Raw genomic sequence first — 15,759 nt, 5'->3', positions numbered from 1 at the left:
TCCGGATCTGCATGAATTCAGCAGGACGGCAGAAAAGTTTTGCGGACGGGCCCGATGAAGGGACCTTTTCCGCCTGAGGTGTGTTGGTGTCCTCGATGCGAGATTTTTATTCGATCCTTGGCGTGAAGCGCGATGCCGGCTCAGACGAGATCAAGGCGGCATGGCGCACGAAGGCAAAGTCCGTGCATCCGGACCAGAACCGCGACGATCCGCACGCTCACAACCGGTTTGCCGAGATTGGCCGCGCCTATGAAGTGCTCAAGGATCCGGCCAAGCGAAGCCGATATGATCAACAGCGCATGAAGGTCGAAGCCTTGGAACGCGAACAGACGATCATGCAGCAGCGCCAATCAGCGCGCGAGGCGGCGGAAAAAGCCAAGCAGGCCAAGGCGAATGCCGAGCGCGTGCTGGAAGAGCTCGCACGTGCCGAGGCGGAAAAGGCCAAGGCGGATGCGGCCCAGGCAGCACAGGCCGAAAAGGCGAGAGCCGAAAGGCAACAGGCTGCAGAGGCAAAGACCAAAGCTCAGGCCGATGCTGGTGCGAAGGACGCTACTGCCGAGACCGCATCGGCGACCGCCACCAACAAGACTGCTGCATCAGGCGCAACCGCTGGCCCGGCATCGGGTCCGAGTGCCACCGTCGGCGGAACAGCCTCAGGACCCGAGGAAACCGTTTCCCGCATCTTTGGCGACAGCCCGGAAGCGGCTGCAGCTGCTGAAAGCCTGCGCCGCGAGCAGGAGGCCGCAGAGCTTCAGGAGGGTATACCGCTGAAGCCGCCGGCATCGCCTTTGCTCGCGCCAATCGAGCTCTTCAGTTCGCTGGTGCGTCGCCTGCGCGGCGCCCCGCCGCCGCTGCCGGAAAAAGCACCCGATATCTTTGCTGATGCGGTGGTCGCGATCGCCGACCTGCTCGAGCAGAAATCCGTGTCGATCACCCTGAATGACGGACGCGAAGTGCGCGTGCCGCTCATCGGTGTGACCGAGGGCCATGTCGTGCGCCTCAAGGGTCAGGGGCTGAAGTTCCAGGGCCTGCAGCGCGGCGATGTCGCGGTGACGATCAAGGTGCTGCGCGCCGATCGCTTTGCTGTCGACCAGTTCGATATCCGCACTGTGTTGCCGATCACACTCGAAAACGCCGTGCTGGGCTGCGAGACTCAGGTCGAAGGACCTGACGGGACCATGGTGCCCGTCACGGTCCCCGCCTGGTCGAACTCCGATCAGGTCATCCGAATCGACGAGCTCGGCCTTCCCAATAGCGAAGGCGGCCGTGGCGCGCTTGTCGTCGAGCTGCGCGTGATGCTCTGGGAAAAGCCGGACGAGAAGGTCACGGACCTGATGCGGCTGATGCGCGAAGGGCTCTATATCTGAGCCCCTTGGATCCTGGTGGACAGGTATCCAGGTTTCGATCTCCTCTTGTGCACAGCATTCTCGGCGAGCCTGTCGTTTGGGCCCGGCAGCAATCGTTGAGTGTCAGCCCAGCAGATTTCCGCCTGCTAAATGAGTGATTTCTGACAGTTGTGATGGATGTCGGGGCCGTGTCCCGTTGATCTGAGCCTGCAATCTTGAACCCCGGATCGGCCTATGCCATAGGCAACTCCACCGAACGTCTTAAAGGGTCTCGATATGGTTCAGGGTTCCGGCCTTATGGCAGGCAAGCGCGGCGTCATCATGGGTGTCGCCAACAATCGCTCCATCGCTTGGGGCATCGCGAAGGCCTGTCGTGACCAGGGTGCCGAGATTGCCCTCACATGGCAGGGCGACGCGCTGAAGAAGCGTGTCGAGCCGCTCGCACAGGAGCTGGATGCCTTTCTTGCCGGCGACTGCGACGTGACCAATCTCGAAAGCATCGACGCCGTCTTCAACAACATCGAAGCCAAGTGGGGCAAGATCGACTTCGTCGTGCATGCCATCGCCTTTTCCGACAAGGACGAGCTGACTGGCCGTTACATCGAGACGACGCGCGACAACTTCGCCCGGACGATGGATATCTCCGTTTATTCCTTCACCGCCGTTGCGGCGCGTGCCGAAAAGATCATGAATGATGGCGGTTCGCTGCTGACGCTCACCTATTACGGTGCTGAGAAGGTCATGCCGCATTACAACGTCATGGGCGTTGCCAAGGCCGCACTCGAGGCGTCCGTGCGCTATCTCGCCGTCGACATGGGCGGCCGCGGCATCCGCGTCAACGCCATCTCGGCCGGCCCGATCAAGACACTCGCGGCTTCCGGCATCGGCGACTTCCGCTACATCCTCAAGTGGAACGAGTATCATTCACCGCTGAAGCGCAACGTGACAACCGACGAAGTCGGCAAGTCGGGCATGTATCTCTTGTCCGACCTCTCCACCGGCGTTTCCGGCGAAGTGCATCATGTCGACTGCGGTTATCACACGGTCGGCATGAAGTCGGTCGACGCGCCCGACATCGTTCTCGGCAAAGACTGAATTCGGAGACTGCGCCGTGCTCATTTACATGATCCGCCACGGCCAGACTGATTGGAATGCCGAGGGCCGAATGCAGGGCCAGAAGGATATCGGCCTTAACGACACCGGTCGGCAGCAGGCGACTGAAAACGGGCGCAAGCTCGGTGAAATCCTCGGAGACCGCGCCGGGGATTTCGACTTTGTGAGCTCCCCGCTCGGACGTACGCGCGACACAATGGAACGGGTGCGCACCGCCATGGGGCTGCCGCCCCAAGACTACCGGATGGACGACCGGCTGAAGGAACTCTCCTTTGGTGACTGGGAAGGCTCGACGCTGCCGGAACTGGCCGTGGTCTCGCCAGAGCGGGTGGAAGAACGCGCGCGTCACAAATGGGGCTTCATCCCGCCTGGCGACGATGCGGAAAGCTATGAGATCCTCTCATGGCGGATCGGCGCCTGGCTCACCTCCGTCGAGCGACCGACTGTCTGCGTCAGCCATGGCGGCGTCATTCGCAGCTGCTTCCGGCTGATTGGCAATGTCAGTGAGGACGAGGCCTGCGAGATGAACATCCCGCAGGACCGCATCCTGAAAATCAATCGCGACCAGAAACTGATAGGCTGGATCTGAGATCCCGACGGGCCGCACCTTAAGGGCTGCCCCACGCTTGTTACTGCAGAACTTCCAGATCGTCGACGACACGCTTGCCGTCCACTTCGGTGTAGAAGACGATGACCTTCTGGCCTGGCTCAAGACCCTCGAAGTTGAATTCCGAGGGAACGGCATAGGTCTTGCCGTCATCGAGAACGAGGCTCATGCCGTCGATGTTCACATCACGAATGGTGGATTCCACATCGGCGCTGCCGGCATAGACGCTGACCGGTGACAGAAAGCCCGCGGTGGCAAGAAGCAGGGATATAACGACACGCATGCGAACCACCCTCGACCAAATCACTGCTGAAAACGACTGCAAACTAGCCTCCTGAATGTGGCGGAATTCGCCCCTGACAATGTCATTTCGGGGGATTGTGGACCCGAAGGGCAACCGGGATCAAGCGCGTTCGCCGCTGTCCCCGACAAACTGCGGGCTCGTGCCTTGATCGATGCCTGCCGCGCGACCGATAAACCGCGACACGATGAAAAAACCTGCCCCTGACGAAATCCTAAATTAACCGCAGACCCATAGGCTTAGCGCAATCGGGATCAGGGGAAGCTTACACTTGCGCAAGTTGACGACGGACACGCGTGCCGACAGGCTGCTGAGCAACGGCATGCTTTGGCTGATCGGTGCTGCGGTGCTGAGCGTGCTCATCGTGTCCGCCGGCTTGATGATCGACCGCCAGACCGCCCTCACCGAGAAGGGGCGCATCGAGTACGGCATACTGGATCGCCTGCTGCGTGTGCAGTCCGACATCAAGACCCATCTGGATCACGACATCAATTTTGCCTTGTCCCTGGCGGACGACATCGCCGATGACGGGATGATGTCTCCGATGGAGTTCAACCGGACAATCAGCCGCCTGATCGCCGACAATCCGCAGTTTGACAGCATTCGTCTTGCAAGCCTCGACGACCCCGGCCGGATGGCCTTCACGCCGAAGGTCACCAGGAATCAACGGCGTATCAGTATCGATATCCCGGTGCCTCCTGTCTCCTGGCAGTCGAATACGGAGTGGATTTCACTGGTCGTCGACATCGACGCTGACCGCTTCTTCGAACATCACGGACTGCTGACCGAAGTCGATGTGCCACACCATGAAGGGCATGACCACACCAAGGTCGCCGTCGTAATGTCATCCGCCGATGGCACCGATGAAGTCTTCGGTGACGAGTCGATTTTCGATGACAACCCCGTCAGTGCCGCGTCTGCCGACGCGTATCTGAGCTACAATCTGTATGGCGTGCCGGCCGATGGCTGGGATGCGGCGATGAACAGGCTCTTGCCCAGCCGCCTCCTGGTGTTGGCGGGGGTCGTCGCGATGACGAGTTGCGTGCTGCTCGCTCTCTTCCTGCTGCGCGAGCGCAACCTGAACATCAAGCGTCTGCGGGGTCGCGAACAGCGGCTGCTCGAACTGTCGCAGCGTTTTCAGCTCGCGTTGGAAACCTCCAATATCGGCATCTGGGAGATCGACGCCTCGACCCATGCGCTGATCTGGGACAGCCGCAGTGCCGGCCTGCATGGCCTGCCCAACAGCCTTAAGGATGAGGAAGACCGACTGGCGGACTGGTTCGCATCGCTGCATGCCGACGATATCGGCCGCGCCGAACAACTCTATTTCGACGCCGCGGTCGCCGCGACCGCCGACCAATGGGACATCAGCTACCGCGTTCCGCTCTCCGACGACAGTTTCCGCTATCTGCGCTCGGTTGGCGCCCGCACGAGCGACGGCAGCATCACCGGCATCGTCTGCGACGTGACGACCGATACGCTGGTCACCCAGTCGCTGAGCCGCGCGAAGGAAAACAGCGACATCAAGAACGCCGAGCTGGAGCTTGCCCTTGAGGAACTCTCAAGCCGCGAGCACCAGTTGGCGGAAGCTTCGCAGCGCCTGGATCTGGCGCTTGGCTCCTACAATTGCGGCACCTGGGAAGGCGATCCCGTGACACGGAGCGCCATCTGGGACGAGCGCATGCACCAGCTCTACGGCATACCCTACAGCGACAAGCCCGTGACCGAGCATCTCTGGCTGTCCCGCCTCCATCCCGACGAACGCGGCGAGATCCAGCTTGCCAGCAAGCGGGCCGCCACGCTCGACCAAGTGCTCAACACCACACAAAAAGTGGTCCTGCAGAACGGCGAAATGCGCTATATCCGCTCCGTCGGGCAACCGCATATCGGACGAGATGGCAAGAAGAAAATGATCGGCATCGCCTTCGACGTGACGGCCGACGCCCTGCTCGCCGAGCAGCTTCGGAACGCCAAGGCGGAAACCGACATGCGCAACATCGAGCTTGAGCTCGCCAAGAACCGCATCGAGTTCAACGCTCTGCACGATCCTTTGACCTCGCTTGCCAACCGCCGCAAGCTCGACCTCGAGCTCGACACGGTGGGGCGCAGCGGCGACCGGCAGGCTTCCAAGTTCGCGATCCTGCATCTCGACCTCGATCGGTTCAAGGAAATCAACGACACGCTCGGCCATGCGGCTGGTGACGCCATGCTGGTGCATGCCTCACGCATCCTGATGAAGCACGTGCCGCGCGGCGATCTCGTCGCCCGCATCGGCGGCGATGAGTTCGTCGTTCTGGCCCGCCGCCAAACCACCGTCGAGGAACTGGCGGCACTCGCGACCAAGATCATAGAGGAGATGCGGCAGCCGCTCGATTTCGAAGGCTTCGACTGTCGCTGCGGCGTGTCAATCGGCATCGCGCAGGCACAAGGGCCGGCCCCCGATGCGCGGAAGATCCTGATCAATGCCGACATCGCCCTCTATCAGGCCAAGGAGAAGGGACGGAACTGCTACGAGTTCTTCACGCCGGACCTGCAAGCGAATATCGTCGCCAAGAAGCGCATGGCCGACGACATGCTGGCCGGCCTCGACCGTGACGAATTCATCGTCTGGTACCAGCCGCAATTCGAGGCCTCCAGCATGCAGCTCTGTGGCGCGGAAGCCCTGGTCCGCTGGCGCCATCCGGACCGCGGCATCCTCGCCTCTGGTAACTTCCTGAAGGTCGCCGAAGACCTGAACGTGATGGCACGCATCGACGAATTGGTGCTGCAGACCGCGCTCAAGGACCGGATGCGCTGGACGGCGCTCGGCATGCAGGTGCCTCGGATTTCGGTCAACGTGTCCTCCAAGCGTCTGCATGACGACAACCTGATCGATCAGTTGAAGGGGCTTGCGATCACGCCCGGTTCGATCTGTTTCGAGCTGGTGGAGTCGATCTTCCTCGACGATAGCGACACACTTGCCTCCGACAATATCGAGAAGATCAAGGCGCTGGGAATCGACATCGAAATCGACGATTTCGGCACCGGCCACACCTCGATCGTATCGCTCCTGAAGCTGAAGCCGAAGCGGCTGAAGATCGACCGCCAGCTGGTCATGCCGGTCACCGTGCAGCCGCAGGAACGGAGCCTCGTGCGCAACATCGTCGAGATCGCCCGTTCGCTCGGCATCGAGACCGTGGCGGAAGGCGTGGAAACGCAGGAGCACGCCGGCATTCTGCGCCAGCTCGGCTGCGACTACCTGCAAGGTTACGCCTTCGCCAAGCCGCTCTCCTTTGAGGATTTCACCCGCTTCGTCGACCGCCTGCCGCAGCGCAAGGCGTCTTGAGCACACGCGGCGGTGGATCATGCCGCCCGTGGTGACACTGTGTCGTCGCAAATCGGCGGCTCGCAGCGCAAAAGCGCTTCACAGAAATTGTCAATTTGCTCTATGAGTGACGCCATCCAAGGCAGGGCCCGCCGGAAGACGTTCCGGGAGGCGAGAATGGGACGGTAGCATACGCATGTCGCACAATACCTTCGGTCATCTCTTCCGCGTCACCACCTGGGGCGAAAGCCACGGGCCGGCGCTCGGCGCGGTCGTCGACGGCTGCCCTCCGGGTGTACGCTTCGCCCAGGAGGACCTGCAGGTCTTCATGGACAAGCGCAAACCTGGCCAGTCGCGCTTCGTCACCCAGCGGCGCGAAGACGATATCGTCAAGGTGCTCTCCGGCGTCATGCCGCAGGAAGACGGCACGATGATCACGACTGGCACGCCGGTCTCGCTGTTCATCGAGAATACCGACCAGCGCTCCAAGGATTATGGCGATATTGCCAAGCGTTATCGTCCCGGCCATGCCGATTACACCTATGAACTGAAATACGGGATCCGCGATTATCGTGGCGGTGGACGATCGTCCGCTCGCGAGACGGCAGCCCGTGTGGCCGCTGGTGCGCTGGCCCGCCTTGCCATGCCGGGCGTCACCATTCGCGGCGCGCTGGTGCAGATCGGCACGCACAAGATCAACCGCGACAACTGGGATTGGGCGCAGGTCGACCAGAACCCGTTCTTCTGCCCGGATGCTGCGATGGTTCCCGTCTTCGAAGAGTATCTCGATGGCATCCGCAAGGCGGGCTCCTCTGTCGGCGCAGTCATCGAAGTGATCGCCGAAGGCGTGCCCGCCGGCATCGGGGCTCCCGTCTATGGCAAGCTCGACCAGGAGATCGCAGCGGGCCTAATGTCGATCAATGCGGTCAAGGGCGTCGAGGTCGGCAACGGCTTCCAGGCGGCCGAGATCACCGGTGAGGAGAACGCCGACGAGATGCGGATCGGGGCCGACGGCAAGCCTGTTTTCCTGTCGAACCATGCCGGCGGCGTGCTCGGCGGCATTTCGACTGGCGAGCCGATCGTTGCGCGTTTCGCCATCAAGCCGACTTCGTCGATCCTGACCGAGAAGCGGTCGATCGATGCCGATGGCAACGACGTCGATGTGCGCACCAAGGGCCGTCATGACCCTTGCGTCGGTATTCGCGCCGTGCCCGTCGGCGAGGCGATGCTCGCCTGCACCATTCTCGACCATATCCTGAGAGACCGCGGCCAGAACGGCCGGACCAGATGAGGACTTCCCATGAGCTATGACCAGAAGCGCGTCGTCGAGGCGATCCGCGCCTTTGAAGCCGGCGAAATCGTCGTTGTCACCGACGATGACGGCCGCGAGAACGAAGGGGACCTGATCGTTGCCGCCGTTCACTGCACGGCCGACAAGATGGCCTTCATCGTACGTCACACCTCGGGCATCGTCTGCACGCCGATGCCGAAGGAGGAGGCCAAGCGCCTGAACCTCTCGGCCATGGTGGCGGAGAACGACAGCGCACACACCACCGCATTCACCGTTTCGGTCGACTTCAAGCATGGCACGACGACCGGCATTTCCGCCGACGACCGGACGCTCACCGTGCGCAACCTCGCCAACCCGAATGTCGGCCCTGCCGATTTCGTGCGCCCCGGGCACATCTTCCCGCTGGTCGCCCGCGAAGGCGGGGTTCTCATGCGTTCGGGTCACACGGAAGCTGCCGTCGACCTCTGCAAGCTTGCGGGCCTGCCACCGATCGGTGTCATCTGCGAACTCGTCAATGACGACGGCACCGTGACGCGTGGCCAGCAGGTTGCCGATTTCGCCGTCAAGCATGGCTTGAAGCAGGTGTCGGTCGCCGATCTCATCGCCTATCGCCAGCGCAAGGAGACGCTGATCCAACTCGTCTCCCAATTCGATCTGCAGACCCCTTACGGCGTAGCCAAGGCCTTCGCCTATTCTCTCCCCTGGGACCCGATGCAGCATCTCGCCGTCGTCTTCGGCGATATCCGGGACGGCGAGGACATTCCGGTTCGCCTGCATCTCGAGCATGTCGGCCAGGACGTGTTCGGCACCAACCGGCAGGTCGACGGCATCATGAAGCGGATCGCCGACAAGGGCCGCGGCGTCATCGTCTATCTGCGCGAGGGCTCCGTGGGTGTCGGCGTCTCCACGACCGCACGCGGCGGCAAGCACGACCGCGAAGATCACTCGGAAGCCCAGGCGCGCGAAAGCGAGTGGCTGGAAATCGGTCTCGGTGCGCAGATCCTGAAGGATCTCGGCGTCACCTCGATCCGGCTCTTCTCGTCGCGCGAGCGCCACTATGTCGGTCTTGAAGGGTTTGGGATCAAGATTTCAGCGACCGAAATCGTCTGAGGGTTGAGCGGGGCCTTCCCCCCCCCTCGACTGATGCCATGGGCGGCTTACAGCCGCCTGACGACCCCACCCCGGACCTGCGGTCCGACCCTCCCCCTCAAGGGGAGGGTGGGGTGACCCGAGTGCCGCCGAAAAACTCAAAACCCGAAGGGACCCTCTATCACCGGCTCAGGCCTGCCCTTCCAGCTCAGGCGCCAGACGTCGCCCTGGCGCACCGACTGGACCGCAGCGGGACGCAGGATGGCGAAGCAGGTTCCGCGGTCATGGCGGACTGACGGGTAGACGATGCCGTTCAGCCCTGCGCGCCTGGCTTCGAGTGCCAGGCGGTTGCCCTCCGGGTAGCCGAGTGCCTTTTCGGGCGAGAGCGACGGATGAGCGGGCAGCGTCCTCAGGTCGAGAAACTCTCCTGACGTGCTGCAGAGCATTTCCGCATAATCGGCCACCGCTTCGAAAACGCCGGTTCGTGACAGGAACTCCGTCATGTGAAAGGCGATTTCGGCGAGGCAGGTTTCGACGGCAAGCGCGGCATACCAGGCACCCCGGGTGTCACCGTTGAAGCGATTGGGTTCGCGCGGCTTGGCATAGGCGAAGCTCGCATTGATGAAATGGGCATGCGGCACGTCGTAGACGAGCTCGTTGGCAGCCAGCCCGGAAATGCCTGTTGACTGGGCCTGGATGCGGGTCGACGTGGCTGCCTCGATCTCGGCGAGGTCGGCAAGTTCATCGGCCGTATCGGCGAGCGGCGCGAGAACCGCCTGCCGCAAGCGTGCAGTAGAGACGAGACGCACGATCTTCGGAGAGGCAAGCGTGCACACCGGAACGCCGGCGACTTCCAAGTCAGAGGCCCCCGCGCACGGCGTCGAGGTAGCGGCGCACCTCGAGCATATGCGGGATGCCGCCCTCGATCATGGCAGCGACGGGCGTGCGGCGATCAAAGAGCGGCCCGGTATTTTCCAGCATCGGCCAGCGGTCGGCCATGGCATCGACGAACAGCAGATGCAGTGCCTTGTAGATGCCAGTCAGCGCCGAGATCCGAGTCATCTGGTCCTGGCTCAGGGTTTTCGTAACGCTCTCGGGTTTCAACCGCTCCCAGGTGCTGAGCGAGACACCGAGCAACGCCGCCGCCTGCTGGCTGGTCAGGTCCCAATGAATGACCAGACGGCGAAAGGCTTTCAGCGCCGTCGCAGAAAGGCGTTTCCTGTCAGCTTCGATCGAGAAGCCTTGAGGCGGAGAAGCAGCCACGGGAGAGGTCTGGGCTGGGAGCAGCATGTTTGATCACTCCTTCAAATGACAATGATAATATAAGTCATCTGAGGGCGAGCGCAATGGCGGGCGTTTCAGAATATGATGCGCGTGCTGGCGCTCAGCCAGTAGCTTCCCTCACCCTGGCTCGAGGCATTCAACATCAACTGTCCCTCCAGCGGCCCCGATTTCGTCTGGACCCCGATCGCGCCGCGCAACCATGTCTGCTCGATCGGCGCGCCAGCGAGATCGAAGCCGGAAAAGCCGAGAATTTCACCGCGCGTGTTCGGGGCCTGGTCCTCAAAACGGTGGGCGATTTCGCCGCGACCGACGAGGCTTAACGAAGAACTGAGATCACGGCGGGCATCAACACCGAAGCGCAGCGTGTTGGACGTGCCTTTCGTCTCGTCGAAACGGGCGGGGAAGCTTCCGCCAGTCTCGGCATAGCCATCGGTCTTCGTCGTCAGATGCGTGAAGCTTGCGTAGGGCGTAAATGCGACGCTCTGTACTTCGAAGGCATCGAGCCAGTCGAGCCGGGCGCGGAAGCCGAGCGTCCGGGTGTCCGCTTCGCCTTCGGAGATGTCGGTGCCGGTGCCGTTGAGGTAGGCCCGGCGCATCGACAAATCGCCAATGCTGGCAAAGCCGGTGAGCGTCGCATAGACCGATGGCGCCAAGGCCAGACTGGCTTCTGGCAGAACATAGCTCCCCTGAACCCGGCTGAAGCCACCGAGATCGAGATCCGCCTTGGAATAGGAGGTGCCGAGCGCGAGCCGGAGCGTGACATCGTCGGTCGGGGCATAGGCGAGACCGATCTCGCCGGTCGCTGTCGGGCCTGTGCCAAACTCGTTTCTGACGGCACCAATGTCCCCCGTGGCCCAGATCGAGCGCTGGCCCGCCGACAGACGATGGAAGAGAGGCGAGGAGTTGGCGCCGTTCATCGCGAGATCGGCGACTTGCTGCGGCACCAAGATATGGCGCGGCAGGCCGTTGAAGCTTCGCATGTAATCTTCGACCGCGATGATGCCGGCAGAGTGACCGGGGACCGATGGCTCGGAGGGATCGGAGGGATCGGATGGGTCTGCCGCTGCGCCGCGGGCGATGTAGGCCTTGCTGTTGCGAAGCATTCCGACAATGACCGTGCCGTCGGCCGAGACTGCATTGGCGACGCTCGTAACATCTTCGGAGAGAGCAACACCACTCTGGCGCAACCAGTCGTCCACGGTGATCATGCCATTGGCTTCCGTCCAGCGGAACCCGGAAGACGAGCCGTCCATGCGACCGGTGCGCCCGACGACGACGTTGCCGTCATCGCTGACTGCAACGGCTTCGGAATTGAAGAGGCCCAGCCGGCCGAGATCGACCAGGCCGCTCGCAGCTGTCCAGCGGAAGGCGCTGACCCCGCCGCCTGCCCGCACCGCCTCTCCGACAATGACGGAGCCATCGCTGTTTACAGCGTTGGCAGTCGATTGGTCGCCACCCGGCAGATAGCCCAGCGTGACCGGGGCATCATTCTCTATCCAGTACGCAGCTTCACCTCTGAAGCTGGAGTCCTGGAGCGCGCCCACGATGACACGTCCATCGCGGCTGATCGCGTTGGCAAACGCGTCTCGTCCATTCGAAGTGCCGAGCTCCACCATGATGCCACTCAGCGCGACGGGATCATAGGTCCAGCGGAAGGCGCGGTTGCCGTTGGTCGAGGTGCCCCAGCCTGCAACAACGTTTCCATCGCCGCTCACACCCGTGGCGCGAGAGAACGTGCCGCCTGGCAAGAAGCCGAGCAAATCTTGCGTGCCTGCGGTTATGGACGTTCGATAGGCTTGCGTCGGGCTTCCCCCGAAGAGGGCGCCGACATAGACCGACCCGTCGGAGTTGACGTCCGTAACTGACATTGAGGTCCAGCCGAAGGGGGCCGCGACAGCACTTGTCAGTCCCGAGGCGGATGTCCAGCGAAAGCCGCTGGTGACGGTGGCCATGGGATTGCCCATGGCGTCAGGCGTGGAGATTGTACCAACCACGACGCTGCCGTCCGCGCTTAATGCGGTTGCATTGGAGGTGGATCCGGGGACATCAGCGATCTGCTCCCAACCGAAATCCGCTGCAATCGCATACGGGGAAAGGGCGGAGGCGGAAAGGAGGGTAAACAGATGCGTCGCAATCGTGGCGGGGGACAAGGAGCGCATGAAATCCATCTTTCGCAAAGAATTTTCCCGCGGCACGGTGGCGGCCCTGCGCGGTGGTTATGCGAAAGAACTGTGCGAGTTGCGACCAATTCACAACTCCAAAGGTTGCATGCATATTTTGGACAATCATGCCATGCAGCGCTGGATGGTCAGATCACCCGGTGCGCCATGCCGACCGAGCGCGGTGCCGTCTCGTCGAAGCCGAACTGGCTGTAAAGACGGTTGGCGGGCACGTCGGCGATCAGGCTGACATAGGCGGACTTCGGCAGCGTGGCGATGAAGTCGGAGAGTGCCGCCATGATCCATTTGGCGAGCCCCCTGCCCTGATGATCCGGTAAGATGGCGATGTCGGTCACCTGGAAGAAGCAGCCGCCATCGCCGATGATGCGGCCCATGCCGACGGTCTGGTCTCCCAGCATCAGGCTGACGCCAAAGATCGAGTTCGGCAGGCCTTTTTCCGCAGCTTCGCGGGCAAACGGCGTGAGGCCGGATTCAAGGCGAAGACGCATGTAGTCGTCGACGGCGGGCACACGGGGTTCGATGCGGTAGGCGCTGTTGTCGGTCACGTCGGATCTTTCTGTCTATGGTGGTTGTGTTTGTTCAGCCGAGCCAGCCGGGCTGCAAGCGCACAGCCTCCATGCCGGCAAAACGGGCGACACGCTGGAATTCGGCTTCCAGCTTGTCGAGGCGGCCGGCCGTCGGCTTTACGCCCGGCTCCAGCCAAAGGCGGCGGACATCGAGAAGACCTTCCCTGCGTTCCGCCTTCATGTCGATGCGACCGATCAGGCGGTCGCCCTCGAGCAGCGGGAAGACGTAATAGCCATATTGCCGCTTCGGCTCGGGCACGAAGACTTCGATGCGGTAGAAGAAGCCAAAGAGGCGTTCGGTGCGGTTCCGGTCGCGGATCAGCGGATCGAAGGGGGAGAGCACGCGGATGCGGGCGGGCGGCTCGGGGGCGTCTAGGAGCGATGCAACCTTGGCAGCGAAGGCAAAGGAGGCGCGCGGCTTGCCGTCGACGGTTTCGAGCAGCAGTTCTTCCAGCTCATCGCGATGGGCGGCGACCCAGGCCTTGGCCTCGTCGGGAGTGACGATATCGAAAAAGGCGGCGATTTCGCCCGAGGTGGCAAAGCCGAGTCGGGTGAGTGCTGCCCGGCAGGCCCAGTCGACGAAAGTTTCGTGATCGACTTCGGCTGCGTGATGTTCAGCGGGGATGACCCGCTCGGAGAGGTCATAGACCTTCTGGAAACCTTCGCGGCGGGCAATCGACAGTTTGCCGGTATGCCACAGAAATTCCAGCGCCGTCTTTGAAGGATGCCAGTTCCACCAGCCACCGGACTTGTGGTCCTCCGCCTTCACATCGCGGGCCATGACCGGACCGTGGTCACGGATGCGGGCATAGGTCTCCTCGAAGGCCTGGTCGAAGCCCTCCCCTCGCCACTTCGCCCAGTTCTGCCGGATGCGCTCTTCACGTCGGACGAAGCGGTGCTTCCAATAGGGGAAGAAGGCCGAGGGAATGACCGAGGCGTCATGTGTCCAGTGTTCGAAAAGCGAGCGATCCTTTTCGAGAAGGTGCTGCAGATCTTTGGGCCGATAGGTCTGGTTGCGGGAGAAAAGGATCTGGTGATGCGCACGCTCGACCCACTGGATGCTGTCGACCTGAACGAAGCCCAGATCATGGATCAGGTCATAAAGCCCCTGACGCCCGAGCGCCTTTGTCGGCGAGCGGGAGAGGCCCTGCCGTTCCAGGAAGATCTTTCGCGCGAGCGTGTTGGGGACGGGAATCGCCATGGTGGAGAGGCTAGGGCATGTTCGCGGTTTGTTCAATAAAGGAAAATCAACGGTTGTGGCCAATGGTCGTGAAAGGTCGCGTCACAGTCGCCATTCCCTAAGAGGTACTGATCTCTGGCACCATGATCTCTGTCGGTCTATAGGATCACAAACCGCCCTCGGAGACCCTTCACCTTGAACATCCGTTTCGATCAGGCCGAATTGCGCTTAGGCGACCGCGTGGCGCTTCAGCCGCTGACGCTGTCGCTCGTCGAGCCGCGCATCGGCGTGATCGGGCTTAATGGTTCCGGCAAGACGAGTTTCGCTCGATTGATTGCGGGGCTCGCAAAACCGTCCTCTGGCACGGTCACCCTGGACGGCCTCGATACCGTCACCGACGAAAAGGCGGCGCGGGCGAAGACGGGGTTCATCTTCCAGAACCCGGGCCATCAGATCATTCTGCCGGTCATCCGCGAGGACATCGCACTCGGGCCGAAGGCGCGGGGGCTTGCGGCTCCCGAGGTGGATCGACTGGTGGATGAGGTCCTGGCCCGCTTCGGCATCAGCGATCTCGCGACAAGGCGGCCGCATGAGCTGTCGGGCGGGGAGCTGCAGCTTGCAGCGCTCGCGGCTGTCTGCGTCAACCGTCCTGACGTGGTGATCTTCGACGAACCGACCAACCAGTTGGACCTTAGAAACCGGACCCGGGTGAAGGCGGCGATCGAGGGGCTGGGCGAACAGGCCGTGGTCATCAGCCACGATCTCGATCTGGTGGCGGATTTTTCCCGCGTGCTGGTCTTCCACGAAGGGGCGCTCGTCTTTGACGGAGAGGCTACCGAAGCGATCACCCGCTACCGGGAGATCGCCGGATGCTGACGAGCCTGCATGTGGAGGGCCAGAGCCTTCTCCATCGCATCCCCGTCAAGCCGAAGCTTGTCGGGCTGATGGTCTTCGGGCTGGCGCTCTATCTTGTCGATCAACCCCTCGCTCTGGCTCTGGCCCTGATCGCCACCGGCACTCTCTATCTGTCGACCGGTGTCGGCCTGTCGGAAGGCTTCCGGCGGCTCAGACCCGTTCTCTTCACGATTGCCTTTCTCGCTGTGGTCAATCTCTTGCTGCTGTCGCCGCAAGAGGCCCTGGTAATCACGCTCAGGCTCGTTGCGATCCTGTTGCTCGCGGCTGCTGTTACGGCCTCCACCAGCATTGCCGACTTCATGGCCGCGGTCACCGATTTCGCCCGGCCGCTCGAGCGGCTGGGGCTCATGAAGGCGGCCGATCTGGGTCTTGCCCTTGGGCTCGTGCTCCGTTTCGTGCCGGAAATTGCCGGGCGCTACGAAGCGCTGAAGGAGGCGCATGCGGCGCGCGGCATTCCGGTGAAGCTCTCGCGCATGCTCGGGCCCCTCATCATTTCGACGTTGAAGGATGCCGATCGGATCGCCGAAGCGATTGACGCCCGGGGGATTAGGGGTCAGTAAAAACCCCTCAAAGTTTATCCGGG

At 62.3% G+C, this 15,759-nt stretch carries 14 protein-coding genes; 8 read left to right on the top strand and 6 right to left on the bottom strand.

Annotation, left to right across the window (positions count from 1 at the left end; translation table 11 throughout):
* The first annotated feature begins 95 nt into the window (after positions 1-95).
* The 3 genes from BW978_RS05310 (at position 96) to BW978_RS05300 (ending at position 3,048) form a co-directional block, all read left to right on the top strand.
* Positions 96-1,367, top strand: a complete 1,272-nt coding sequence (locus tag BW978_RS05310) for a DnaJ domain-containing protein (protein ID WP_076392826.1) — start codon at positions 96-98, stop codon at positions 1,365-1,367.
* A gap of 255 nt (positions 1,368-1,622) precedes the next feature.
* The gene (gene fabI / locus BW978_RS05305) at positions 1,623-2,441 is read left to right on the top strand and encodes an enoyl-ACP reductase FabI (RefSeq protein WP_006726747.1); all 819 of its coding nucleotides are present in this window, start codon (positions 1,623-1,625) and stop codon (positions 2,439-2,441) included.
* Positions 2,442-2,457: 16 nt separating this feature from the next.
* Positions 2,458-3,048: a histidine phosphatase family protein gene (locus BW978_RS05300; RefSeq protein ID WP_076392824.1), complete on the top strand. Its 591-nt coding sequence runs from the start codon at positions 2,458-2,460 to the stop codon at positions 3,046-3,048.
* 40 nt (positions 3,049-3,088) lie between these two features.
* Here BW978_RS05300 and BW978_RS05295 read toward each other — a convergent pair whose 3' ends face one another.
* Positions 3,089-3,349, bottom strand: a complete 261-nt coding sequence (locus BW978_RS05295) for a DUF1344 domain-containing protein (RefSeq protein WP_076392822.1) — start codon at positions 3,347-3,349, stop codon at positions 3,089-3,091.
* Between the two features lie 289 nt (positions 3,350-3,638).
* Here BW978_RS05295 and BW978_RS05290 point away from each other — a divergent pair, with 289 nt between their 5' ends.
* From BW978_RS05290 to ribB, 3 genes are all read left to right on the top strand, one after another.
* Positions 3,639-6,692 (top strand): bifunctional diguanylate cyclase/phosphodiesterase, encoded by a 3,054-nt coding sequence (locus BW978_RS05290; RefSeq protein WP_076392819.1) that lies wholly within the window; start codon positions 3,639-3,641, stop codon positions 6,690-6,692.
* Between the two features lie 175 nt (positions 6,693-6,867).
* A complete protein-coding gene (aroC, locus tag BW978_RS05285; RefSeq protein ID WP_076392818.1) occupies positions 6,868-7,962 on the top strand; it encodes a chorismate synthase in 1,095 nt (364 codons plus the stop codon).
* A gap of 9 nt (positions 7,963-7,971) precedes the next feature.
* Positions 7,972-9,072, top strand: coding sequence for a 3,4-dihydroxy-2-butanone-4-phosphate synthase (gene ribB / locus BW978_RS05280; protein ID WP_076392817.1), 1,101 nt, complete (start codon positions 7,972-7,974; stop codon positions 9,070-9,072).
* Between the two features lie 137 nt (positions 9,073-9,209).
* Here the strand turns inward: ribB and BW978_RS05275 are convergent, their stop codons facing one another.
* The 5 genes from BW978_RS05275 to BW978_RS05255 form a co-directional block, all read right to left on the bottom strand.
* Entirely contained in the window at positions 9,210-9,908 is a 699-nt protein-coding gene (locus BW978_RS05275; RefSeq protein WP_076392816.1) for an RES family NAD+ phosphorylase, read from the bottom strand.
* 1 nt (position 9,909) lies between these two features.
* Positions 9,910-10,341, bottom strand: a complete 432-nt coding sequence (locus tag BW978_RS05270) for an antitoxin Xre-like helix-turn-helix domain-containing protein (protein ID WP_076392815.1) — start codon at positions 10,339-10,341, stop codon at positions 9,910-9,912.
* A gap of 68 nt (positions 10,342-10,409) precedes the next feature.
* Positions 10,410-12,494 carry an autotransporter domain-containing protein gene (locus BW978_RS05265; RefSeq protein ID WP_175616844.1) on the bottom strand — a complete coding sequence of 695 codons (2,085 nt, stop codon included), beginning with the start codon at positions 12,492-12,494 and terminating at the stop codon, positions 10,410-10,412.
* Positions 12,495-12,643: 149 nt separating this feature from the next.
* Entirely contained in the window at positions 12,644-13,060 is a 417-nt protein-coding gene (locus BW978_RS05260) for a GNAT family N-acetyltransferase (protein ID WP_083697483.1), read from the bottom strand.
* Between the two features lie 34 nt (positions 13,061-13,094).
* Complete coding sequence (locus BW978_RS05255) at positions 13,095-14,282, bottom strand: winged helix-turn-helix domain-containing protein (RefSeq protein WP_076392811.1); 1,188 nt, start codon at positions 14,280-14,282, stop codon at positions 13,095-13,097.
* Between the two features lie 174 nt (positions 14,283-14,456).
* Between BW978_RS05255 and BW978_RS05250 the strand changes: the two genes are divergently transcribed.
* Entirely contained in the window at positions 14,457-15,137 is a 681-nt protein-coding gene (locus tag BW978_RS05250; RefSeq protein ID WP_076392809.1) for an energy-coupling factor ABC transporter ATP-binding protein, read from the top strand.
* Positions 15,131-15,736, top strand: coding sequence for an energy-coupling factor transporter transmembrane component T family protein (locus BW978_RS05245; RefSeq protein ID WP_083697482.1), 606 nt, complete (start codon positions 15,131-15,133; stop codon positions 15,734-15,736). Before BW978_RS05250 ends, BW978_RS05245 begins: the two co-directional genes overlap by 7 nt.
* The last annotated feature ends 23 nt before the right edge of the window (positions 15,737-15,759 follow it).

This window comes from Rhizobium sp. RU33A (assembly GCF_900156055.1).
Classification (GTDB): domain Bacteria; phylum Pseudomonadota; class Alphaproteobacteria; order Rhizobiales; family Rhizobiaceae; genus Allorhizobium.
This window is presented reverse-complemented; position numbering and strand designations above follow the sequence as displayed.

Coding starts and splice junctions, on each gene's coding strand:
- BW978_RS05310 (WP_076392826.1), top strand. CDS start 96: ATGCGAGATTTTTATTCGATCCTTGGCGTGAAGCGCGATGCCGGCTCA.
- fabI (WP_006726747.1), top strand. CDS start 1,623: ATGGTTCAGGGTTCCGGCCTTATGGCAGGCAAGCGCGGCGTCATCATG.
- BW978_RS05295 (WP_076392822.1), bottom strand. CDS start 3,349: ATGCGTGTCGTTATATCCCTGCTTCTTGCCACCGCGGGCTTTCTGTCA.
- aroC (WP_076392818.1), top strand. CDS start 6,868: ATGTCGCACAATACCTTCGGTCATCTCTTCCGCGTCACCACCTGGGGC.
- ribB (WP_076392817.1), top strand. CDS start 7,972: ATGAGCTATGACCAGAAGCGCGTCGTCGAGGCGATCCGCGCCTTTGAA.
- BW978_RS05270 (WP_076392815.1), bottom strand. CDS start 10,341: ATGCTGCTCCCAGCCCAGACCTCTCCCGTGGCTGCTTCTCCGCCTCAA.
- BW978_RS05265 (WP_175616844.1), bottom strand. CDS start 12,494: ATGCGCTCCTTGTCCCCCGCCACGATTGCGACGCATCTGTTTACCCTC.
- BW978_RS05255 (WP_076392811.1), bottom strand. CDS start 14,282: ATGGCGATTCCCGTCCCCAACACGCTCGCGCGAAAGATCTTCCTGGAA.
- BW978_RS05245 (WP_083697482.1), top strand. CDS start 15,131: ATGCTGACGAGCCTGCATGTGGAGGGCCAGAGCCTTCTCCATCGCATC.